This window comes from Xanthomonas sp. NCPPB 1638 (assembly GCF_041475635.2).
Taxonomy (GTDB): Bacteria; Pseudomonadota; Gammaproteobacteria; order Xanthomonadales; family Xanthomonadaceae; genus Xanthomonas; species Xanthomonas cucurbitae.
In genome coordinates, this window is sequence record NZ_CM192984.1 from 1254711 (window position 1) to 1278376 (window position 23666).

Consider the following 23666-nt stretch of genomic DNA (forward strand, 5'->3'; position numbering starts at 1 on the left):
AGGGTTTCCTAGACATCTCAAGGCCATGGAAAATGGCTAATTCGGAGGTGTCCATGAGCAGCAAGCGGTATACGGATGAGTTCAAGATCGAGGCGGTCCGGTGATTGTCAACATAGTTGTCCGCTATTTCATGCTGCCAACTTTATTTCATCGGGTGCTTTTCTATCGTCGTTATCCGGGTTCAGCCAAACCGCGCCGACAGGCGTCCAGTTACGCGTGGCGCGTCCGCGCCAGCGGCTTGGATGACGCATGGCGGCCTCCCGGTACACGTCCGCGCGTGCGACCAGGATGGCCTGGTCGCGTCGCTCATGGCGCTCGTGCGGCGTCACGAATCGGATGCCACTGTGGCGGTGCTCGTTGTTGTACCAGTCCACGAAGCCCGCCACCCAACTGCGCGCGCAGGTGATGTCGGTAAACGGCTTGCCCGGATACGACGGCGCGTACTTCAGCGTGCGGAACAGCGCCTCTGAGTAAGGGTTGTCATCACTCACCCGTGGACGGCTGAAGGAACGGGGTCACATGAAGGCTCTGCAAGGTGGCCAGCATCGTTGCCGCTTTCATCGGGCCGCCATTGTCAGCGTGCAGTACCAGCGTGTCGCGCGCCACCTGCTCTCGCATGCAGGCTTTCCCGATCAGCATCGATGCGTGGATGGCCAGCTCCTCGTGGTGGATCTCCCAGCCCACGATCTTGCGACTGTAGACGTCCAGGATCATATACAGCTTGAAGAACTGGCCTTTCACCGTCGAGGGCAGATACGTGATATCCCATGACCAGACTTGGCGAGGGGCATCGGCACGCACCGCCATCGGTTTAGCCACAGTCCGCGGGGCGGCGGCGCGACCACGGCGATTGACTTGCCCACGCGCACGCAGCACGCGATACATGCTTGATTCCGATGCGATGTAAATCCCCTGATCTGCCAGCCGGGGCACGATCTGCGAGGGGGGCAGGCTCTGGTAAGCGGGCTGGTTGGCGACGGCCATGATTCGTTCCTTATCGACGCAGCTCAGCGCATGCGGGCAGTGCTTGGCCGCGCCTTTTCGAGCATCCACCAGCGTGCTGGCACCGCGCCAACGGCGCAGCGTGCGGCAGCTGATGCCCAGCACCTGGCATGCCTTGATCTCGCGGGCACCGGCGGCCACTGCCTCGGCGATCAACGTGACGGCTCTCTGTTTCAACGACGCGGGGATCAGACGTCCTCGTCGGTGCCCCAGAGAGCCTGCGCTTTTTTGACAGCGTCAGCAGCGCTGCCGCCTCCGCCAGGGCGCGATCCTTGCGCAAAAGCTCCTTCTCAAGCTGCTTGACGCGCTTGCGCATGACCGTGGAAACCGCCCGATCCGCTGCCGAGGCGCTCGACTGCATGGTCTCAAAGGCCTGCCGCCAAGCAGCGATCTGCTCGGGGTAGATGCCGTTCTCACGGCACCACGCCGAGCACTCGGCCTCGTTCATCGGCATCGTCTGGGCGACGGCTCTCAGTTTGGCTTTCACGTCCCAGTTGTCCGGCGAAGTAGCGGTGTCGGGCACGATATATCCTTGGCTGCGGATCTGTTTCTTCCACGCGTACAACGTGGGGGCGCTGATGCCAGTGTGACGGCTCAGGTCAGCAACGCTCTGATTGTTGGGGGGCATCATCCGCCGGACGATCTGGTCTTTGAGTTCGGGGCTGTAGCGGGCCATCGGGCTCTCCATCTGAGGGTTCAGGGGAGCGGACAACTATCGTGACATGGGGGGGGCCGGCAAGTGACCGATCGTGGCTTCAAAGTGGCAGATGTCGCCGAGCGGCTGGGGGTTACCACGCACAGCCTGTATGCCTGGCTGCGCAAGTTCGGCAAGCCCGGCGTGGTGCAGCGCGCCGAGGTGGACCAGAGTGCCGAGGTTCGACGCCTGAAGACCGAGTTGCGCCGGGTGACGGAGGAGCGCGACATCCTAAAAAAGGCCGCCGCGTACTTTGCCAGGGGGTAAAGGCAAAGTACGTCTTCATGCAAGCCCACCGCGAAGAATTCAGGGTGTGCGCGATGTGCCGGGTGTTGCGGGTGAACCGGGCTGGATACTACGCGTGGCTAAAGTTGTCATCGCCGATGTAAAACTGACCCCTATCGCCGAAGTAGAAATGACCCACCTGGGCCACGATAGCGGCCTTTTGAAGGCTGCTGATGTTGACTCAGGAGCAGGCAGTGGAGATACGTGTCATGGCCCGTAGGGGTGAGAGTGTCAGAGCGATTGCGAAGCAGTTGGAGTGCTCGCGCAACACGGTGCGCAGGTACCTGCGCGGCCGGGATGCGCAGCGATACGGCCCGCGCGCGCCGAGGGCGTGCAAGCTCGACGCCTGGCGGTCTTATCTGCGCGAGCGTGTCGCGCAGGCGCATCCGCGCTGGATCCCGGCGACCGTGCTGCTGCGCGAGATCCAGGCACGGGGCTATACGGGCGGCATCAGCCAGCTCAAGGCGTTCCTTGCGCCACTCAAGCAGTTCGAGCCCGAGCCGCTGGTGCGCTTCGAGACGCCGCCGGGCCAGCAGATGCAGGCGGACTTTACCTACGTGCGTCGTGGCCGTGATCCGCTGCTGGCGATAGTGGCCACGTTGGGCTATAGCCGGGCGAGCTACGTGAAGTTCGTGGCCTGTGCGGGCGAGGACGTCACGACCCTGTGCACTGGACTGCGCGAGGCATTCGACTACTTCGGCGGCGTGCCCGAGCACGTGTTGTTCGACAACACCAAGGCCGTCGTCATCGAGCGCGATGCCTACGGCGAAGGTCAGCACCGCTGGAACAACGCACTGCGCGAGCTCGCCGACACCTGCGGCTTCACGCCCCGGCTGTGCCGGCCCTACCGCGCCAAGACCAAGGGCAAGGTCGAACGCTTCAACGCCTACCTCAAGGGCAGCTTCGTGGTCCCGCTGGTGGCAACGCTGGAAACCAGCGGGCTGCGGCTCGATGCCGAGCTGGCCAACGTCCACGTCCGGCGCTGGCTCGACGAGGTCGCCAACGTCCGCGTGCATGCCACCACCAAGGCGGTGCCGGCAGTGCGCCTGGCAGAGGAGCGTGCGGTCATGTTGGCAGCACCGGCGCTGAAGGCGCCGCCACCGATCCGCCAGCGCGTGGTACTGCCGTTGCAAAGCCTGCAGCATCCGCTCTCGGTCTATGACGCGTTGCTGGAGGGGGTGTGATGGGCCTGCAGCACGAGCGCATCACCGAGCTGTGCGAACAGTTGAAGCTCGCCCGGGTAGGCAGTGATTGGCCAGCCCTGGCGCAGGACGCGGCGCGCGACGACGCCAGTTTGGCTGACTTCCTGGAGCGCGTGCTCGTGAGCGAGTACGCGGCCCGCGAGGAGCGCAAGCGCACGGTGCTGATGCGCCTTGCGACGATGCCGGCCATCAAGACACTTGAGCAGTACGACTGGGCCCAGGCCGGTGGCGCCCCGAAGGCGCAGATCGTCGAGCTCGGCCATCTGGCCTTTGTCGAGCGCGCCGAGAACGTGGTGATGCTCGGGCCCAGCGGCGTGGGCAAGACCCATATTGCCCTGGCGCTGTGCCAGCGTGCGGTGATGGCGGGGCACAAAGCGCGGTTCATCACTGCGGCCGATTTGATGATGCAACTGGCCGCGGCCAAGGCCCAGAACCGGCTCAAGGCGTACTTCAACCGGGCGGTGCTCGGGCCGAAGCTGCTGGTGGTCGACGAGATCGGCTATCTGCCCTTCGGGCGCGATGAGGCCAATCTGTTCTTCAACGTCGTGGCCAAGCGCTACGAGCGCGGCTCGATGGTGCTCACCAGCAACCTGCCGTTCACGCAATGGCACAGCGCCTTCGCTGACGACCAGACGCTGACGGCAGCCATGCTCGACCGGCTGCTGCACCATGCCCACATCGTGCAGATCAGCGGCGAGAGCTACCGGTTGAAGGACAAGCGCAAAGCCGGACAGACGGTTAGCCGGGTGACGGCGATGGCATAACCGGCGCCGCGCTGCTCGGCTGCGTAGGGTCCAGCCCGTAGCAGCCGAACAGGGCGGTGATAACGACCCCGGGTGGGTCAGGTTTACTTCGGCGATCCGACGGAAAGTGGGTCAGATTTAAATCGGCGTTGACATAAAGTCGCCCGACAGTGAGCGCGCCAAGGAAGACGAACGCCTGCTGGGGCTGATCAAGCACCACTGGCTGGCGAGCGGCAGTGTGTCTGGGCATCGCAAGATCGCCAAGGATCTACGCGATCTGGGTGAGCGTTGCAGTCGCCATCGGGTGCATCGATTGATGCGCGCCGATGGGCTGCGTGCCCAGGTGGGCTATGGTCGCAAACCGCGCTTCCATGGCGGAACGCCGTGCAAGGCGGCACCCAACCTGCTGGATCGGCAGTTCGACGTGACCGAGCCGGACACGGCCTGGGCGAGCGACTTCACCTTTATCCGTACGCATGAAGGCTGGATGTACCTGGCTGTGGTAATCGATCTGTTTTCCAGGCAGGTCGTCGGTTGGGCGATGCGCGATCGAGCCGATACCGAGTTGGTCGTCCAAGCGCTGCTATCGGCGGTATGGCGGCGCAAACCCAACGCTGGTTGCCTGGTTCACTCGGACCAAGGGTCGGTCTACACCAGCGATGACTGGCAGAGTTTCCTGGCGTCCCATGGCTTGGTGTGCAGCATGAGTCGGCGTGGCAACTGCCACGACAACGCACCCGTGGAGAGCTTCTTCGGCCTGCTCAAACGCGAGCGGATCAGGCGGCGGATCTACCCCACCAAGGACGCCGCCTGCGCCGAGGTGTTCGACTACATCGAAATGTTCTACAACCCACAACGTCGTCATGGTTCAACGGGCGACCTATCGCCTGTAGAGTTCGAGCGGCGCTACGCGCAACGAGGGTCTTGAGTGTCTACGGAACTCTGGGCGTATCATTGCAGATCGGCTCGACCCCGTAGACATCACGGTGTTCGTCGATAAACCCCGTCATGGCTTGAACCGGCGGTCGAGCTCCGCCTGGGCAAAATACGCTGATGCCTTGCGCAGGATCTCGTTGGCCTGCCGCAACTCCCGTACCTCGCGTTCCAGCGACTTCATTTTCTCGCGCTCGGACGTGCTCAGCCCCTCACGCCGCCCCTGGTCGCGCTCGGCCTGCCTTACCCAGTTGCAGAGCGTCTGCGCCGTACAACCGATCTTCCCGGCGATCGATGCGATCGCCGCCCACTGCGAGGTGTGATCCTTCTGGTGCTCAAACACCATCCGCACCGCTCGCTCACGGACCTCTGGCGAATACTTCATTGCTTTGCTCATGACTCCATCCTCTCAAGAGTTGGAGCCTCCGAGAATCCCGGGGCGGTTCACCTCGACTTTTCGGCGCAGCTCTGGGTCTACGCCGTTCCAAAGCCGGGACCGTTGGGGGCTGAAGAAGCCATGGATGGTCTGGTGCGAGAGAGAGGCGCAGCTTGACCAGGTCGGCCCGTGGGAGAAGCGCTTGGGCGTGAGGGTTGAGCAACCAACGGTGCTCAGGCAGAGAGTCACCGCGACTACGAGGCTTGCCTTGCTCATCTTTCCTCCCAGAAAGGATTTGTCGCTTTCAGGGATAACCGATCTTGGACGGTTGGCAAGTGCAATGGCGAGCCCCCAGGGGGAGATTGCCACGGAGCAAACCTGGGGGCTCAGTGAACCAGGGCAGTCGAAGGCACCGGTTCGGTTGCATGCATAGCAGGCATTGAGCGCCTGTCAAGGATTCACTGGGCGGGCATTCGGTAGGTCGTGGTTGCGGGTCAGCGCCAGCAGAACAGTGGCGATCTCGTGTGCAGCCTTGACGAAAGGTTCGTCGTCGTCGGGGCTGTCGGTCCAGCACTCTTCCTTGCTGCCATGGAAGAGGTTGTTGCGCACTCGCTGCGCCGCTTCAACTAGCGCCGCCGCCTCGTTGTCAGGCAGGGCGTAGTCGTTGAAGACCGCCCGCTTCGCGGCGCCGTTGCCTTCCACTTCTTGCCGGCGGGGCCGATTCCTTGCCGGATCATCCAGGATTCGTCTTTGAGTCTCCGGCGATAGCCGCTCTTTCAGTGTGAGTGGTCTCAGGTCGGCGGCAGCCAGGCCGACCGCCTTCCAGTTGATAAGGGCGGGCGTGGGGCCATTGCCCTTGTCCTTTAGAAAGCGGGCGTGCTGCTTCAAGGCCGCCTCTAGCTCTGCAAAGACCTTAAAGAACGGCAGCGCGACGTCATCAGAAACGCTCATGGGGTTCCTTGGCAACTAATGTTGGCTCGTTTGACTAGGAAATGCTTGATTCAGTTGCTTGACTGGATCCCGTAAGACGTCCGCAACGATTGCAAAGTCCTCAGCTCGGAGAGCTCCCTGAGGCACGTCAAAGTCGATGATCTTAAACCCCGGGTCTTCGCGGATCACTGTGGGTGCAATCGAGCATTTTCGGGTAGCGCGGGCAGGAAGCTGGCGATGATCTTGAGCCTCAGGAACTCCTCGTCGCGATAGCCGTAGGCGCTGCGCTGGATGACCCGGATCTTGTTGTTGAGCCCTTCCACCAGGCCGAGGCTGACCTTGTTCTCCGGCCTGCAGTACGCCGCGATGCCGTCCCAGTGCCGCTCGATCATCCCCACGAACGTCTGGTAGGGCGCAAGCCGCTGCCAGCGCAGACTCTGCTTCCAGCGCTCGAAGAACTCCCGTGCACCTCGCTCGGTGCGGTAGCTCCACAGCTGCCCGAAGGACTCTTTCAGCAGGTACGCCGTGTTCAGACGTTTGTTGGCCGCCAGCAACTTGGCGAGCGCCTTCCGACCGTCCAGGGTAAGGTTTTCGCGATTGCTCAGCAGGGTGTAACGCTGGCCCTTGATGTAACTGCGATCCTGGCCTTGAAGGCGCTTGTACTCGTCGCGCCGCACCTGATCGAGCGCGTCGGACAGGTGGCGCATGATGTGGAATTTGTCGAACACGATGCTGGCGTTGGGCGCGTTCTTGCCCACCGAGTTGCGAAACGGCCGCCACATGTCCATCACCGCCACGTCGATGCCAGCACTGCGTTTTGGGCCCAATTCGGCGAAGAACTGGTCGATGTCCGCCTCGGTGCGCCCACTGCCGCCGAACCAGATCGGTCGGCCGCGCTCCAGATCGCTGACCACAACGCGGTAGTCATGGCCCTTGTGGATCGCGATCTCGTCGATGCCGATGGCGCGCGGCGCCGGCGTCCCCGCCCGGCGCACCTGCTCGGCCATGTACAGCTTGGACAGCTCCTTGACCGTGCTGTCGTGCAGGCGCTCCAGCTCAGCCACGGCCTTGTGCGTCATGCTTCGGCACAGATTGCCCACATGTAGGGCGAATCGCTCGGTGTAGCGCGGATTCTTGGCCAGCCAGTCCAGCCGCTCTACGTGCACGCCGCCGCACCCCGGGCAATCGACCCGCCAGCGCTCGAACTCCACGAACAGCATCCAGCCGGCCGCCCGCAAGTCGCGGGCGCGGCACAGGCGCTTGTCGTAGCGGCTGCGACACCGATGGCCACAGTTGGAACACACGGCCGTTTTTTTCGGCGCCGCAAGGTCACGATCCGCGCCTTCGGGGCGCCGAACACGCCCTTGAGCGTGGACTCCGCCGCGAAGCCAGGGAAGGAAAACAACTCACTCAGCCGACGGCCCGTTTTCATGCAGAACACCGCGTCAAGAAGTCAGCACAGGATGTACCACCTTCTGGGACGGTGGAAAGGGCCTGTTTCCAAGGCTCAACGCAGATTCAGGGGCCTCAAGGCACCCACACGAATCCGCGATGAGCCTAAACCCCGAAGTGTCTGTTCCGTCTGGCATCGTCTCGATTGCGAACAGGAGTTGGTGATTCTGTCCGGCCGCCGATGCAGCGGTCTCGATCATGTTCTTCAGGTTCTCGGCATCTTGTCCAGACTGCTGGGGTGTATCCATCACGAAGGGGAAGAAAGGCATGTCCCCATGCTCGGCGTTGGTGTCAATCAGCGCGAGATGAAGTGCGAGAACGACTCGGGCCGCGTAGCTTCCGCCAGCCCCGTCTCGGTCACCAACGACGATTTTTTTGGCCTGCTCCGCAAGGGGGATGTTGAGGCGATTGGAGTAGGTTGAGACTCTTCCCGCGTAGAAGTCCTTAACCACCTTTTTGCGCTTTTTGTCTTCCAACTTTTTGAGTTGATCCTTAAGTCGGCCTTCATCCAAAACAAGCTCTTCCAGTTCTTTTTGGAGAGGTTCAGCAGCTTCTCGGAAGGCAACGTCGAGCGTACGACGGCTCTCAGTGGCGAGGAGGTCGCTAAGTTGAAGATCCGCCTTGCGGCTCTGAGTTTCTTGGTCGTACAAATCGAGCTCTTGCCCAACATTCGTCAGAAGCTGTCGGAGCGAAGACTCCTCGTCCCGGAGTGCATTGCGCTGCTCGTGAAGCTCTTGGACCAACGCGCCCATGGTATCGGCGTCGACCGATAGCTCTAAGCGTGCGTGGAAAGAGTTCTGATGGAGGACGCAGCACGTCGGGCATTCGACCGGGCCGGACGGCAGATCAGATAGGTAGGCGATATCCGCGTCTAGCTCATGCTGGGCAGCCCAGGCCAGCTTTAACTCTGATCGGAGCTGCTCGCGTTGCGAGACCACGCTTAGGAGCTTGGCGCGGGTGGCGACCTGCAGCTCGTAGGTGCGTGCGGCTTGCCGTCCTAGGCGGGCCAGCTCCTCTTGGAAGGATTGCGCATCGATCTGAGGAACATCCGCAGGAAGGGCTTTTTGAACTTGCTTGAAGGCGTTGGACTGCGCGTCCAGCTCCCGTCGCTTTTCATTGGCTCTCGCTGTTGCCACTTCCTGTTGTTGCTTCGCCTCAAACCATGCGTTGGGCTTCATCCCGATGAAGGACTCAAGGGTGGGCTTTGGCCAACTCTTGAACTGGCTGAGACCTTTGAACGTTCCCCACTTGAGCCCCCAGCTTCCATCTTGGTCCAAATAGAACGGAACCAGCAGATGTTCCATACTGGCTTGGCCTGAGCCTGTACCGGCCTTTTGCCGAGTGAGATGCAAGCGGTAGCCAAAGAGCTGGCCCATGTGTATGTCCCATGCCCCCACTCGGTCCGTGGAGAACACAAGTGCTCCAGTCACGAACAGTCCGAGACGCTTGCCGTGGCGCAGTGCCAAGTAGTCTTGACCATTGTAGGAAAAGGCGGCCGCAGCGATCACATCGGGATCCCATGGGCCTGTCTCGCCTTTCGGGGGTGTGCAACCCAACGCCCAGAAGAGGTTCTTAGTTATTCTCGACTTGCCCATTCCGTTCGTGCCCAACAGGAGTGTCCTTGGGCCCAGGTCCAACTTGCGTGCGCGCTTGTCTCGCTGCGACAGCAGATAGAGCGTCTTGAAGGTGACGTTGCGGCTCATGCGCTTGCCTCAGGTTGCGTACCAGGCGCAGGAGCGAGTAGGTCGGGGTCGATTCCATCGTTGAGTACCAAAAGGGCGAGGGCGTAGATGTAGCCAGGCCTTAGGCCGGCGAACTCGGGAGGCGATGCGCTGATGGTTTGGGTGACCAGGCTATCCATAAGGTCTCTCAGCGGTAGGCTGCTGGCGGTTGTGGAAAGGTGAGACAGTTGCGTCGCAAGCGCTGCGACACACGTTTTGAACTGATCGTTGGTCCGATCGACGGCGTGTGCTAGGACCGTCGTCCTTTCGGCTTTGATCTTCTTAAGGGTCAGGAAGGGGTAGCCCGCCGCGGAAAGCTGATCAAGCGCAGAGTCGAGCTGATCGGAAGCCCGGTGTGTGGCGCCGGCGGCTTCGGAGAGGGCTTGGATGGCCTCGGATCTGGAGAGCACGCGGCTCTGCAGCTCGCGCAGACTGCCAGCGTAGCTGGTATCCGCTGCCTTGTTCTGAAGAGCCGACGCCAAGTAGCGTGCCCCAATCGTAGGATTGGGCAAATCAAATGGAATCTTGCCCGCGGCGCTTAGGTGCGCCAACTTGCCTGCCAAAAAAAGGTACTGCTCGCCCAATGGAAGGTTGGTGCGATGGAGCGCCCATTCTGCCAAGTCCACCTGTGCCAGCCCGATGGCCAGCTGATTGGCGATGCTCTTCTGAATATCGGCCTGTTCCGATGCGCTCAGGCTGGTGAGCTGGCAATGCGAGCTGGACATGCCCGCAGCGATCTTGACGGCCAAGTTGGAGACGAAGCGCAACTTCGTTGGATGTCCAGCGAACTCCGTTCGGCGCTTGTGAAGCTTGGCCAGGATAGAAGGGTCCCTTGACTTGTCTTTCTTCTTTGGGCCATGGCGATGAAGGTCTTTCAACCCCCAGCCGCCTGCCTGCTCGTTCTTCTTGATCTGGCAAAACTCGACGCAGGTCGGCGCGGAGGCGGAGTCGAGGATAGCGACGTCCTCTTTGACTTCCATGCCTACGGCGAAGTCGTCATCCGACTCGAGTAGCTCGGCAACGACAAGTGCTCCCCACCATTGCTGAAATGTGAATCCCAGCGTCGCATTCGCGCCGGTCTTCTCGTCGTCGAGGGTGTCCGCCAGCAGTGCTTCCAGCGCCTTTGGTAGCGGCGCGGTCTCGTCCGTAAGTGCCATGACAGCCCTAGATTTCCCCTGTGCCTAAGATTACCTCAAGGTGCCAACGCCTTGCGACCGGGACCGGCGATTCAGACAGGGAGGGACTTGTAGATGTTGCGATGCTGTTGCGATGAGGTGGGCGAGGAGGGTGTTGCCGGAAAGAACCATTGCGGCGCAAGGGATCAGGGGGTGAAAATTAACGAACGCTAATGATGCTTCATGAGCGGGGTGTGCTCGGGAGTACCCGTGCCGGGCTTGGATTTGTCTTTGTTGTCAGGGGTTTGCAAGAGGTCTTCCGAATCTGGGCGCGGTAGGGGGAGGCAGGCGATGGGTCTGCGGGCCGGTGGCGGGGGGAGTCCGAGGCCTGGATGCGGCAGCTGGGCTGGCCGGATCAGCGGTGGCGTGCAAGTTTAAGCCGAGCGGCCTGGGATCGCGATCCGGGCAAATCAGCCGGGTCACCAGGTCATGTACATGCCGCAGGCGGTATCGGTGGGCGAGGGGCACTGAGATGGACAGCGCTCGCTTCAGCTCCACATCGCCATGTCGGCGGCGGGGCTAGAGTGCACGGCTACACCGGCGCACAGATACCGACCATGGATAACCGACAGCAGGAATGGATGCAGGCAGTTACCGAGGCGCTGAGCGACCTGCTGGCTGCGCGCATTGCGCATGCCACTGTGCTGGAGGCCATGTTGGTCTCCCATCCAGACCCGGTTGCGCTCAGAAAGGTATGGGATGAATTGTCGTCCCAGCGCATTGCCTACGCAGCACAGAACAAGGCGACCGCACAGGTGGAACGGCCAATGGATGACTACACGCTGGCCCAATTCCAGGCCTGGGAAGAGAAGTTTCGCCGCTATTTTCCGCGCGATGTGGATCTACCGTAGGCATGCGGCCCAGAGCCTTGCGGGTGCCAACAAGGCAGCGTGGGGGCGCGGCACTCAGCCATCACGCCAGGAATGTTCGCAGGCTGCCGGTGACGTTGTGCAACGTCAGCCGTGTAGGGATCTGACTGCGCGCGGTGCCTTGCACGCGCGCCTGTTGCTTCGGGAGGAGGACTCTTCACCTTTGGAAAAGCTAAGATCGAAGCTTGTGCAGAGTTGGAGGCGCTAATGATCGATCGTCGTACTTTTCTTGCCACGGGCGTGGCAGCCGCTGCCGCCAGCTACAGCGCATCGGCGGCTCGGATCGCGCAGGCGCCGCAGGCCCGTGGGCCCGCGCCGTGGGGTGCGGTACCCAGTGCGCGACAGCTGCGGTGGCATCGGTGGGAGCAATACGCGTTCGTGCATTTTGCAATGAACACCTTCACCGACAAGGAATGGGGCTACGGCGACGAGGATCCGCGCAAATTCGATCCCAGCGATTTTTCACCCGATCAAATCGTCGCGGCCGCCAAGGCCGGTAATCTCAAAGGGCTTATTTTCACGGCCAAGCACCACGATGGGTTCTGCCTTTGGCCGACGCGTTTGACCGAGCATTGCATTCGGAACTCGCCCTACAAGAACGGCAAGGGCGACATCGTCGGCGAGATGGCAGCGGCGTGCCGACGCGCTGGCCTGGCGTTCGGTCTCTATCTCTCGCCCTGGGATCGCAACCATGCCGAGTATGGACGCCCCGGCTATCTCGACTATTTTCGCAAGCAGATCGTCGAACTCTGCACCGGCTACGGCGACCTGTTCGAGTTCTGGTTCGACGGTGCCAATGGCGGCGACGGCTACTACGGTGGAGCGCGCGAATCGCGCAAGATCGATGCGCCCGCGTACTACAACTGGCCGCAGATGATCGCCTTGGTGCACCAGCACCAGCCGATGGCCTGCACCTTCGATCCGCTTGGCGCCGATATCCGTTGGGGCGGGAACGAGGACGGTGTCGCCGGCGATCCGAGCTGGCCGACCATGCCCAATGCGCCGTACACCCAGGAAAACGGCAATTCCGGCGTGCGTGGGGCGGCACTGTGGTGGCCGGCCGAAACCAATACGTCGATCCGCCCGGGCTGGTTCTATCATGCCGATGAAGACGGCAAGGTGCGCAGCCCGGAGAACCTGGTGCGCTATTTCGACACGTCCGTCGCGCGCGGCACCAACATGAATCTCAATCTTCCGCCCGACCGACGCGGCCGCATTCCTGACCACGATGTGGCGGTGCTGCAAAGTTTCGGCGACGCCATCCGCGCCAGCTTCGCCATCGATCTCACCAAGGGGGCCAAGGCCAGTGCCAGCGCCTCGCGCGGTGCTGGGTTCGAGCCGACGCGCGTGCTGGACCGCCAGCCGGACAGCTACTGGTCCACGCCGGATGCGGTCACCCTGCCGACGCTGACGCTGGAACTGTCGGGGATGCACAGCTTCGATCTGATCCGGTTGCGCGAATACCTGCCGCTGGGTGTGCGCGTCACCCGCTTCGCGGTCGAAGCCGAGATCGATGGGCAATGGCGGCGGTTGGCCGAAGCGCAGTGCATCGGGGCGCAGCGGATTCTGCGGCTGGACCGCCCGGTCGCCGCGCGCCGGGTGCGGCTGGTGGTGCTGGAGGCGCCGGTCTGCCCGGCGATCAGCGAATTCGCGCTGTTCCGTGCGGTTGCACCAGTGCCAGTGGCGCGGCCCACGGCGAATGCGCCGGACGTGCTCTCCAGCGCCGGCTGGCGCATCGTCGAGGCAAGCGCGCCAGGTGCGGACACGCTGCTCGACGACGATGCCAGCACGATCTGGGTCACGCCCGCGCCCACGCCGGGACATCCGGCGCAGGCGACCATCGACCTCGGTGCGCTGCGGCAGGTCGCCGGTTTCAGCCTCACGCCCTCGCGCAGCGTGATGAGCGGCGCGGCGCCACCGAAGGGCTATCGCGCCGAAACCAGCGAAGATGGTCAACGCTGGCAGCCGGCCGGTGCCGGCGAACTGCCCAATATCGCCTATGCGCTCTCGACCCAGCGCCTGAATTTCCCCGAGGTCCGCCAGATCCGCTACCTGCGGTTGTCGTTCGCGGAGACGGCGGTGCCCGCCGAGCGGCTGGCGATCGCCGGTATCGGTGCGTTTTCGCGCCTGCGATGAAAGCGGACCAGCCCACGCGGCCATGCGCCGCGTGGGGGAGTGCATCGCTGGGGCGTGCCGTTCACGGGCCTGACGATGCATGAGAGGCGCTGATTGGTCCTGCGCCATGCGGTGCCTCCCGCATGGCGCAGGGCCGCCGCTTCTTTAAACCACCCAGGTACGCGCTTTCACCGCATCTGTGCGCAGGCGCAACCTGGCCGAGTTCAGTCCAGGCGCGGTCGCCTGTAGCACGATATCGCCGTTGTTGCGGGTGGTTTGCAGCAGCGCCGCACATAGCCCATTGAACGCCTTGCGCTGCGGTGCCTTGTCGTCTTCGTGGCTGGTGGGGTCGCCGTTGCCTACGCCGATCAGCTTGGCAGGGCCACGCAGCGCGAACTGCACCAGGTGGTCGGCATCGGGCACGAGGCGACCTTGGGCATCGACGATTTCCACCTTGACCACCGCTACGTCCTCGGCATCGGCGCGCAACGCATCGCGATCGCAACTCAGGCGAATAGCGGCTGCTGCGCCGGTGGTTTCGCGGCGCTCGCTCAGCACCAGCTTGCCACCGCGATAGCCGCGCGCTTCGATCGCGCCCGGAGCGTAGGCCACACGCCATTCCACATGGCCATAGGCAGGAACCTGCTGCAGTCCCTGGCTGACGCCGTTGACCAGCAGTTCCACCGCTTCCAGGTTGCTATGGCACCAGACGGCGATGTGACCATTGTCGTCCGGTTGCAGCAGGCCGTCCCAGTTCCAGTGCGGGAACAGGTGCAGCACCGGTTCGCTGGTCCACTGTGCGCGGTAGTACCAGTAGTTGTCCTTGGGGAAGCCGCAGCTGTCGAGTACGCCGAACTGCGAAGCGACGTTGGGCCAGCGGTTGTACGGGGTGGGTTCGCCGCGATAGTCGAAGCCGGTCCAGATAAAGCCGCCGGCAACATAGGGGCGTTGGGCGACATAGCTCCACCAGGCTTCGGCGGTGCTGGCCCACCAGGGGTGGTCCAGGTCGTAGGCGCGCGTATAGCCGCGGGTGTCTTCGCGGCGGTAGTTGCCGCGCACCGACACGGTGCTGCCGGTCTCGCTGCCGTAGATCGGAATGTTCGGGTAGCGCGCGTGGAAGCCATCCATCTGGCTGGTGCGGTAGTTGAAGCCGACCACGTCCACCACCTGGCCCACTCCATCGCCGAAGCCTTTGTCCATGGCGAAGGTGGTGGGGCGGGTGGGGTCGAGCTGGCGCACGCGCTGTTGCATGCGGGTGACGATGCGCGCGCCGCGTTCGGTGACCTGCTGCGGTTCTTCGTTGCCGAGCGACCACAGGATCACGCTGGGATGGTTGCGGCCGCGCCGCACCATCGTTTCCAGCTCGCCCATCGCCTCCGGGTCGGTGGACATGCGCCGGGTTTCTTCGATCACCAACATGCCGAGGCGATCGCACAGGGTCAGCAGTTCGGGCGTGGCCGGGTTGTGCGAGCTGCGGTACGCGTTGCAGCCCATCGATTTGAGCTGGCGTAGGCGCCATTCATGCAAGGCATCGGGAATGGCGGTGCCGACGCCGGCATGGTCCTGGTGATTGTTGGTGCCGTGTAGCTTGAGCGGTGCGCCGTTCAACAGGAAGCCGCGCTGCGCGTCGAAGGCGATGCTGCGCACGCCGAAGGTGGCAGTCACCGCGTCGGTCGCGCGGCCCTGGCTGTGGATGCTGGCAGTGGCGCTGTAGAGCTGTGGGGTCTCCACCGACCACAGTGCGGCCTGGCCCAGTGGCAAGTGTTGTTCGACCTGCTGCACCTGGCCGGGCGCAACGGTGACCACGGCGCTGACCGCCTGCGCGACGACGCGACCGTCGGGCGCGGTGATACGCGTTTGCACCGCGCACTGGCGCGGCACGGTGCCGTCGTTGCGCACCTCGGTGGAGACCTGCGCGGTAGCGTTGCCGGATTCGATGGTATTGCGCACGAACACGCCGTGCGGTGGCACATGTAGCGGATCGGTCTTCTGCAACCACAGGTGGCGGTAGATGCCGGCGCCTTCGTAGAACCAGCCTTCGCCCAGGGTGGCATCCACGCGTACGGCGATGACATTGGGCTTGCCGTAGTCGAGCACTTCGCTGAGGTCGACCTCAAAGCCGCAGTAACCGCTGGCATTGCGGCCGACAATGTGGCCATTGCAGAACACGATGCAATCGCGGAACACGCCGTCGAACACCAGGCAGATGCGCTTGCCCAGGTCGTCTGCGGGAATCTGCAGCATGCGCCGATACCAGCCGACGCTGTTTTCTGGAAAGCTGGTGCCCAGCGCCTTGTAGCCGTGCGAGGCGGCCGGGTCTTCCTCGGTCATGGTTGCCGAGATCGGCTCGCGCCGGAAGGGCAGGGTCACTGCCCAATCGTGCGGCAGATCCACCTGCTGCCAGGCGCTGTCGTCGAAGTCCAGCTGCGCTGCGGTGGCGGTGTCCTTGCCTGCCTTGGCGAAGCTGCGCTGGAAGGTGCCGAACTCGAAATCGCGCGCGGGGTCGCTGGCGTGGCCCAGATGGAAGCGCCAGCCGAAATCGAACAGCAGTCGGTCGCGCGGTGCCAGCGCGGCATCGCCCAGTGTTTCGGTTGCTGCGGTATTGCTCGCGCTCGCCGCTGCGGCGCCGGCAACGGCCGGTGCCAGGGCGCCGGTGGCAGCGGCCGGCAGGGCGGCACTGACGCTACTTGCAAGCATGCCGCGCAGGAGTGTGCGGCGATTGATGCCGGTCATGGCTGGGTCTCCTTGCGGACCGTGGCCGGCCTGTCCGCCCCCGGCGCACGCGTGCCGGGATGGTAGGAGGCCGGCGCACCGGTGTAGGGGTGGCGCATGAAGTCGATGGCAGGCAGCAGTTCGTTGCCGTGCCGGAAGTCGAAGAAACTGGCGTTCTCCCACGAGGAACCGGTGCCCCAGCGGGTCTTGCAGCTGCTGCTGGTCCAGGCCGGCTCCCAGTACACGACGCCGGCGCCACCGGTGTCGATCACCAGTTGGGTCAGGTCGATCATGTAGCGTGCCTGCCCCTGCGGGGTGGCGGGGTAGCCGGCGATCAGCGAGTCTGCGCCGAGCAGGTTGGGCGAGGTGTCGCCCGATTCCAGGGTCCATGGATACGCGGTTTCCACCACCACCACGTCGGCAGCGAAGCGCCCGCGCAGGCGCTGGATGGTCTTGCCCAACTGCGCCATCGATTGGGTGGACCACTTGCGGTAGTAGCTGATGCCGATCAAGTCGAAGTCGGTGACGCCGGCTTTGGTGGCGGCGGCGAACCACGGTTCCACGTTCTCTGGCTGGGCGATATGCAGCATCACCCGCGGCTTGATCGCAGAACGCGTACTCATGTCGCGCACGGCCTGGATGCCGGCATTGAACAGCTTGGCATTGCGTTGCCAGTCGATGGGGCGCTGCTTGTCCCAGGGCTGGCTGGCCATCAGGTCGGAATTGCTTTCGTTGCCGACCTGCACCAGTTCCGGCATCAGTCCGGCGCGATCCAGCGCACTGAGCGTGTCGTAGGTAAAGCCGTAGAGGATGCGGGCCAGCTCGTCGGTATCGGTGATGCTGGCCCAGGCCTTGGGAATCAGCTGTTTGTCGCCATCGGCCCATTCGTCGGAATAATGCAGGTCCAGCAGCACCTGCATGCCCTGCGCGCGTGCGCGGGCAATGGTCTTCTTGACGTCGGACAGGTCGCTGTACTTGGTCCAGCGGGCATCGTTCCACAGCCGCACGCGCACCAGATTGGCGCCATGCGCGCGGAACAGTTCGAACGGATCGGTGACCACGCCGTTGTCGCGGTAGCGAACGCCGCATTCCTCCATCTCGTTGACGTAGGACAGGTCCGCGCCGAGATACAGCGTGGCGGGTGCGGCGGCGTGGGCGGAGACGGAGACGGCCAACGCCAGCAGCGTCGGCATCCAGAAGCGGCGTGTGGAGCGCATGCGATTCCTCAGGCAAAGCAACAATAGAGCGGCCGACAGCGTGCTGCATGCGGCCGGCGTGCCGCGCGGCGGGTGTGCGGAACTGCAACCGGGGTTGCAGTTCGCTGCCGCGCAGTGGCCGCGCCCGTTTGATGGCGCGCGCCAGGCACGGGGGGATCAGAAGCGGTAGGTCGCCTCCAGCTGATAGCGCCGGCCGAACAACTGGTAGCCGCCATCGTCCTGATTGGCCAGGCGGTTGGGGCGGTTGTCGGTGTAGGCGCGCAGCGGTTCGTTGGTGAGATTGCTCGCCTGGAAGCGGAAACCGAGCTGCTTGCTGTACTGCCAGTTCAAGCTCAGATCCACCGTGCCCTCGCTCTGCAGCCGGGCCAGGCGTGCCGCGTTCCAGCCGTACACCACGGTGTAAGGGCTGTGGTACTTGTAGCCCACGCGTGCTTCGAAGGTGCCGTTGCTGTACCACAGGTCGAAGGTGCCGGTCCTACGCGCCAGGCCGCTCAGCGGCAGCGGGTTGTCTTCCGGCGAGAATTCCTTGAGGTTGGAATCCACCAGCGAGTAGTTGGAGTACACGCCGAAGTTTTCCAGGTGCGGGATGAAGAAGAACGGCGTCTGCAAGGTGAGTTCAACACCATTGATGTGGCCGCCGCCGCCGTTGAACGGCGCGCTGACCAGGTAATCCAGCCCGTTGATGACTTCGCGGTCGGTGCGGTAGCCGATGCTTGAGTCCACTTCCTTGCGATACACCGCCAATGCCGCCAGCGCCTCCTTGTGGAAGTACCACTCGTAGGACACATCGAGCTGGGTGGCCCTGAAGGGGTCCAGCTGCGGATTGCCGCCGCTGCCGGTGAGCTGGCCGACGGTGACGTTGGGATCGTCCAGGCGGCGACCGGTGCGCAGTTCGTCCAGCGGCGGGCGGGCGATGACCTTGGCCACCGCCATGCGCAGGATGCGCTGCTCGTCGATCAGGAAGTTGAGCGTGGCGCTGGGCAGTACATCGGTGTATTGCTTGCTGGCGCTGCTGGGCTGGATGGTGCTGCCCACCGAATCGAAGCCCTGGCTATCGGTCTTGGTGTTGACCAGCCGCACGCCGATATTGCCGGTGACGTCGGTGCCGAACAGCTGCGCGCTGAAGACCGCCTTGGCAAAGGCTTCGCGCACGTCTTCCTTGACCGCCCAGTGATCGAGCATCTGTTCGCTGAGCAGGGCCCGGTCGAATCCGCCGAAGCCGATGCGGGCGATGTCGTCCAGGTTGCCGCCGGTCAGCGTGGGCACGTTCAAGCCCGGCATGGTGACCGGGTAGATCAGGCCCTGGTAGGCGGAGATCGGTTGGTCGAAGTTCGACTGGGTGCTCAGGAAGCGTCGATTCTGCTTCTCGCGTTGCGCCGCGCGTGCGCCCACTTCCAGCGTGGTGAACGGGCCTGCGTCCACTGCGCGGCTGGCGTTGAGCGCCAGCGCGGCGATCTTGTCGCGCAGTGCCTGCGGGTCGGTCTGGCCGTTGAGGCCCCACTCAGGCGCGTCCGAGCTGGTGCTGATGGTGGGCTTGACGGTGCGGCGGAAGTCGAAGGAGAGCGTGTCCGGATTGCTGCCAAAGCGCACCGCCCGCCATTCGTTGTCGCGCTTGGCCTGCGAGAACGACAGATCGCCGGCCAGCGTCCACACATCGCCGCTCCACTTGGCGTTCAGGCCGCCGGCGGCGAGCGTCTTGATCTCGTTGTAATGGCTGACCACATGGTCGACCTGCAGGTTGGAGTTGGCGAGCGTGCCGGCCACCACGTCGCCGCCGACGATGGTGTAGGACGACCCGGGCGTGGTGTAGGGATTGGCGCCGCTGGAGAAGACGCTGTAAGCCAGCCCGTTGAACCAGTTCTGCAGCTGGTCCTCTTCGATGGCGATGCGCGAATACAGGCCGTCGAGCTTCAATTCGAGGTTGCCCGAGCGCCATTGCACCGTGCCCATGGCGCCGGTGCGGGTCTGGTCGATCAGCTTGAGCTGGTCGGCCGCGCCCCACGGGGTGGGATCGGGAGTGCCATCGCCATTGATGTCGCGTGCGCTGGCGGCATCGGTATAGCCCCAGCTGCCGATCGAGGAACCGGCGTTCTTCTGTTTCTGGTAGGTGGCGCCCAAGGCAACGGCGAGATTGTCATTGAGCTTGTGCACCCAGCTGGCGCCGAAGCGGCTGCCCCACGGGGTGTAGCCGGGGACGTCCTTGGCGTGGTCGTAGAACACCGGGCCAGCGGTGCCGACGAAACCAGGGCCGGTGTAGTCCAGCGGGCTGATGGTGGAGATGTCCACGGTGGCGGCCAGGCCGCCGGCCACCAGGTCGGCCGATTGGGTCTTGTAGACCTTGACGGTGGAGACGACCTCGGTGGGAAACACTTCCCAGCGCACCGCCCGGTTGGGCTCGGAGGAGGCGATTTCGCGGCCGTTGACGGTGCCCATGGTCATGCGCGGGCCCAGGCCACGCACGGTGGCCAGGCTCTCGTTGCCGCGGTCGCGGGTGCCGTTGACGCCAGGCAGGCGCACCAGCGCCTCGGCCACGGTGACGTTGGGCATCTGGCCCATGGTGTCGGCGGAGATGACCTCCACGACGTGGTCGGACATCTGCTTGGCCTGCACCGCGCGGTTCAGGCTGGCGCGCTGGCCGATGACGGTGATGTTGTCCAGGGTGACCGGCGCCTGGCCATTGCTGGCGCCGCTGCTGGCGTCGTTGGCCGGCGGTGCCACCGGTGCAGTGTCCTGCGCCTGCGCGCTGAATGCGGCGACCAGCACAAAGGCGATGGTGGTGCACAGAACGTCGCGGACCGGCATGCGGCGCGCAGGCCGGCTGGCCGGGCGGCGGGTGTGGTGAACAGGCATCGGTGGATCCCTCCCAGGATAAAGTGACCGAATAAGATGGTTGGCGGCGGCCTGCCGGCGCCGGTGTGCGAGGCGCGAATGGGCCGGCGTGGCGTGAGGCGGTAAGGCGTGTTGCGGTGTACTTGTGTGGCGCCAAGCCGCTCGACGAGCGCGTTGGCGTCCCCCTGTCCTGCATGTGTCCGCTTCAGGGTAGAAGCGCGAGTCATTCCATTCCAATGAAGCATTTTGCGGGAGCTATCCTGGCTTGGAATGCTGCAGTGCAGCGCTAGTGTCTGTTTCGTCACACTCCGGCGTGGATGGTGCCGCAGGGGATCGAAAGTTGCCCAGGTCGCGGCCGTGTGCCCTGGCCTCATTCTCCGCGCGCACTGGCCGCAAGCCGGGGCAGGGCGGGGAACGCGCGTTGCACGCAGTCGCTGCGTTCGCAGGTCAGGCAGCCCGGGCCGATCGGCACTGCATCGTCTACCGCGTCCAGATCCCAGCCGCGTGTGTAGACCAGTTGGTCGGCATGGCGCAGGTCGCAGCCCATTGCCAGCGCGAAGGTCTTGCGCGGGCGGCCGTAGCCCGGCGGTCCGCTGCTGACCTGGCGTGCCAGCCAGAAATAGCGCCGCCCGTCGGGCATGCGCGCGATCTGGGTGAGGATGCGGTCGGGCTGGTTGAAGGCCTCGTACACGATCCACAGCGGGCAGGCACCACCGACGTGGGAAAAATGGAAGTCGGTGGCCGAGTGGCGCTTGGAGACATTGCCGGCGCGGTCCACCCGCATGAAGAAGATCGGCAGCCCGGCCGCAGCATGCCGCTGCAGCGTGCTCAAACGATGGCAGACCGCTTCGAAGCCCACCCCGAACCGGTCCGCCAGCCATTCGATGTCGTAGCGCGAGGCCTGTGCGCTGTGCAGGAAATCGCTGTAGGGCATCACCAGCGCGCCGGCGAAATAATTCGACAGCCCGATCCGCGACAGCGCGATGCGCTCGGCATCGGCGAAACCGGCATCGGCAATGCGTGCGTCCAGCAGCGCTGAGCACTCCAGCAAGGCCAGTTGCGCGGCCAATTGGAACGCCTGCTGGCCCGGGCGCAGGTGCGCAGGTAGCCACAGCACGCGCGCCTGCGCATCCACATGCCGCTTGTCGTGGTGCAGGTCTGGCGATTGCTGCACCCGCAGGCCGTGGCGGTCGGCCAGGCGCTGGCGCAGCCGCAGCGGCAGGTTGTCGGTGGTCGCACCGAGTTCGGCATGCAGTGCTTCGGCGCGCTCGTCCAGTTCGGGCAGATAGTTGTGCGCGCGGTTGAAGTAATCGCGCACCTGCTCGCCGGGCGACAGCGATGGCATCGCCGCATGCTCCACCCCGATCTGCAGCTGCAGCGCGGCATTGCGCTCCAGCAGGTGCTGATGGCTGCGGTGCAGATCCAGCACTGCCTGCGCCACCTGCGGCAGGTTGCCGGTGAGTGCGCGCAGCTCGGCCGGCGACAGCGCATGGCCCAGGCTGCGCAGGGAGTCGTCCAGTGGCTCGACCAGCGCAGCCGGGTCGTCCAGATCGTGCAGCCCGTCCAGCGCGCCCAGCACCGTCTTGAGCCGCTGCTGGATCGCCAGCGTCAGCGGCCGCTGGTTGCGCTCGATCTGGTTCAGATAGCTGGGCGACAGGCCCAGCCGGCGCGCCAGCTCGGCCTGGGTCAGGCCGTGACGCTGGCGCAGCCGCTGCAGGCGCAGGCCGAGCTGGTGACGCGACGGGGGAAGGGAATACGGCATTCGCAAAATTCGCAAGATTCTGCGGGGAGCTTAGCGTGATTAAGCAGTCGAATGCTGGGAATGCCGGTTTGTGATGCGAACAATGCGAAGCACTGGGCCAGCGTGGCCCGATGCCCCCTGTGAGCGAGCCCCGTGATGAGCCAATCCGTCCCCCGCGTGTCCTTGTTGATCGATGGTGAAATGGTGGTGTCGGCCAGCGACCAGTGGCAGGACGTGGTCAACCCGGCCGACCAGGCCGTGCTGGCGCAGGTGCCATTCGCCACCATTGCCGAAGTCGATGCCGCCGTTGCCGCTGCCAGCCGTGCCTTCGTCACTTGGCGCAAGACGCCGATCGGCACCCGTGCGCGCATCTTTCTCAAGTACCAGCAGCTGATCCGCGAACACATGCCCGAACTGGCCGCGCTGCTCAGCGCCGAGCAGGGCAAGACCCTGGCCGATGCCGAAGGCGATGTGTTCCGTGGGCTGGAAGTGGTGGAGCACGCCGCGGCCATCGGCAACCTGCAACTGGGCGAGCTGGCCAACAATGTCGCCACCGGCGTGGATACCTACAGCCTGCTGCAGCCGCTGGGCGTGTGTGCGGGCATTACCCCGTTCAATTTCCCGGCGATGATTCCGCTATGGATGTTCCCGATGGCCATTGCCACCGGCAACACCTTCGTGCTCAAGCCGTCCGAGCAGGACCCGATGGTGACCATGCGGCTGGTGGAGTTGGCCCTGGAGGCCGGCATTCCCAAGGGCGTGCTCAACGTGGTGCACGGGGGCGAAGCGGTGGTCAACGCGCTGTGCGATCACCCGGAGATCAAGGCGCTGTCGTTCGTCGGCTCCACCCAGGTGGGCACGCATGTGTACCGGCGCGCCTCGCTGGCCGGCAAGCGCGTGCAATGCATGATGGGCGCCAAGAACCACGCCGTGGTGCTGCCGGACGCCAACCAGGAGCAGACGCTCAATGCGATGGTCGGTGCTGCATTCGGTGCCGCCGGGCAGCGTTGCATGGCCGCCTCCACGCTGGTGCTGGTGGGTGAGGCGCGGCAGTGGATTCCGGCGCTGGTCAGCAAGGCCAGAAGTTTGAAGCTCGGTGCCGGCAACGCCGCTGGCACCGATGTCGGTCCGCTGATTTCCTGCGCCGCGCGTACGCGCGTGGAAGCGCTGATCGCCTCGGGCGTGGAGCAGGGCGCCACGCTGGAACTGGACGGGCGTGCGCCGGCCGTGCCGGGTTTCGAGCAGGGCAACTTCGTCGGCCCGACGATCTTTTCCGGGGTCAGGCCGGGCATGCGCATCTACGACGAAGAGATCTTCGGGCCGGTGCTGGTGATCCTGGGCGCCGAGACGCTCGACGAAGCCATCGCCTTGGTCAACGCCAATCCCAACGGCAATGGCACCGCGCTGTTCACCCAGTCCGGCGCGGCGGCGCGGCGTTTCCAGGAAGACATCGACGTGGGACAGGTCGGCATCAACGTGCCGATTCCCGTGCCGGTACCGCTGTTTTCCTTCACCGGCTCGCGCGCCTCCAAGCTCGGCGACCTCGGCCCGTATGGCAAGCAGGTGGTGATGTTCTACACCCAGACCAAGACCGTGACCGCGCGCTGGTTCGACGACCAGACGCTGAGCCATGGCGTCAACACCACCATCTCCCTCAAGTGAGCCGATCG

General features: G+C 64.2%; 13 protein-coding genes, 4 pseudogenes and 1 other annotated feature. Of the genes and pseudogenes, 7 read left to right on the forward strand and 10 right to left on the reverse strand.

Annotated elements, in window-relative coordinates; translation table 11 throughout:
• Positions 1-128: 128 nt before the first annotated feature.
• A pseudogene (locus tag ACCQ13_RS05420) lies at positions 129-1678 on the reverse strand (IS3 family transposase).
• A 63-nt stretch (positions 1679-1741) separates the two neighbouring features.
• Between ACCQ13_RS05420 and ACCQ13_RS05425 the strand changes: the two are divergent.
• The 4 genes and pseudogenes from ACCQ13_RS05425 to ACCQ13_RS05440 form a co-directional block, all read left to right on the forward strand.
• A pseudogene (locus ACCQ13_RS05425) lies at positions 1742-2067 on the forward strand (transposase); the annotation flags it as partial.
• A gap of 87 nt (positions 2068-2154) precedes the next feature.
• Entirely contained in the window at positions 2155-3165 is a 1011-nt protein-coding gene (gene istA / locus ACCQ13_RS05430) for an IS21 family transposase (RefSeq protein ID WP_159406784.1), read from the forward strand.
• Entirely contained in the window at positions 3165-3947 is a 783-nt protein-coding gene (gene istB, locus ACCQ13_RS05435) for an IS21-like element ISXci1 family helper ATPase IstB (protein ID WP_159406785.1), read from the forward strand. Before istA ends, istB begins: the two co-directional genes overlap by 1 nt.
• Before the next feature lie 133 nt (positions 3948-4080).
• A pseudogene (locus ACCQ13_RS05440) lies at positions 4081-4854 on the forward strand (IS3 family transposase); the annotation flags it as partial.
• 7 nt (positions 4855-4861) lie between these two features.
• Positions 4862-4978, reverse strand: a sequence feature (AL1L pseudoknot).
• Here the strand turns inward: ACCQ13_RS05440 and ACCQ13_RS05445 are convergent.
• From ACCQ13_RS05445 to ACCQ13_RS05465, 5 genes and pseudogenes are all read right to left on the reverse strand, one after another.
• Positions 4862-5256, reverse strand: a pseudogene (locus tag ACCQ13_RS05445) (transposase); the annotation flags it as partial. (Overlaps the previous feature by 117 nt.)
• 429 nt (positions 5257-5685) lie before the next feature.
• On the reverse strand, positions 5686-6186 hold the full coding sequence (locus ACCQ13_RS05450) for a hypothetical protein (RefSeq protein WP_159406786.1): 501 nt from the start codon (positions 6184-6186) through the stop codon (positions 5686-5688).
• Positions 6187-6350: 164 nt separating this feature from the next.
• Complete coding sequence (locus ACCQ13_RS05455) at positions 6351-7469, reverse strand: ISL3 family transposase (protein ID WP_159406429.1); 1119 nt, start codon at positions 7467-7469, stop codon at positions 6351-6353.
• 141 nt (positions 7470-7610) lie between these two features.
• The gene (locus tag ACCQ13_RS05460) at positions 7611-9320 is read right to left on the reverse strand and encodes a hypothetical protein (protein WP_372372355.1); all 1710 of its coding nucleotides are present in this window, start codon (positions 9318-9320) and stop codon (positions 7611-7613) included.
• Positions 9317-10495 carry a dsDNA nuclease domain-containing protein gene (locus ACCQ13_RS05465; protein WP_159406788.1) on the reverse strand — a complete coding sequence of 393 codons (1179 nt, stop codon included), beginning with the start codon at positions 10493-10495 and terminating at the stop codon, positions 9317-9319. Before ACCQ13_RS05465 ends, ACCQ13_RS05460 begins: the two co-directional genes overlap by 4 nt.
• 575 nt (positions 10496-11070) lie before the next feature.
• Between ACCQ13_RS05465 and ACCQ13_RS05470 the strand changes: the two genes are divergently transcribed.
• The gene (locus tag ACCQ13_RS05470) at positions 11071-11364 is read left to right on the forward strand and encodes a hypothetical protein (protein WP_159406789.1); all 294 of its coding nucleotides are present in this window, start codon (positions 11071-11073) and stop codon (positions 11362-11364) included.
• Between the two features lie 225 nt (positions 11365-11589).
• On the forward strand, positions 11590-13518 hold the full coding sequence (locus ACCQ13_RS05475) for an alpha-L-fucosidase (protein WP_159406790.1): 1929 nt from the start codon (positions 11590-11592) through the stop codon (positions 13516-13518).
• 144 nt (positions 13519-13662) lie between these two features.
• Here the strand turns inward: ACCQ13_RS05475 and galA are convergent, their stop codons facing one another.
• The 4 genes from galA to ACCQ13_RS05495 form a co-directional block, all read right to left on the reverse strand.
• Positions 13663-16230, reverse strand: a complete 2568-nt coding sequence (gene galA, locus ACCQ13_RS05480; protein WP_159406791.1) for a beta-galactosidase GalA — start codon at positions 16228-16230, stop codon at positions 13663-13665.
• Entirely contained in the window at positions 16227-17426 is a 1200-nt protein-coding gene (locus tag ACCQ13_RS05485) for a glycoside hydrolase family 53 protein (protein WP_223214407.1), read from the reverse strand. The genes galA and ACCQ13_RS05485 overlap by 4 nt, the downstream gene beginning before the upstream one ends.
• A gap of 156 nt (positions 17427-17582) precedes the next feature.
• A complete protein-coding gene (locus ACCQ13_RS05490) occupies positions 17583-20276 on the reverse strand; it encodes a TonB-dependent receptor (protein ID WP_104602101.1) in 2694 nt (897 codons plus the stop codon).
• Positions 20277-20625: 349 nt separating this feature from the next.
• Complete coding sequence (locus ACCQ13_RS05495) at positions 20626-22017, reverse strand: helix-turn-helix domain-containing protein (protein ID WP_104602100.1); 1392 nt, start codon at positions 22015-22017, stop codon at positions 20626-20628.
• 135 nt (positions 22018-22152) lie between these two features.
• On the opposite strand from ACCQ13_RS05495, the gene ACCQ13_RS05500 reads away from it, so the two are divergent.
• A complete protein-coding gene (locus ACCQ13_RS05500) occupies positions 22153-23658 on the forward strand; it encodes a CoA-acylating methylmalonate-semialdehyde dehydrogenase (protein WP_159406792.1) in 1506 nt (501 codons plus the stop codon).
• Positions 23659-23666 lie beyond the last annotated feature (8 nt).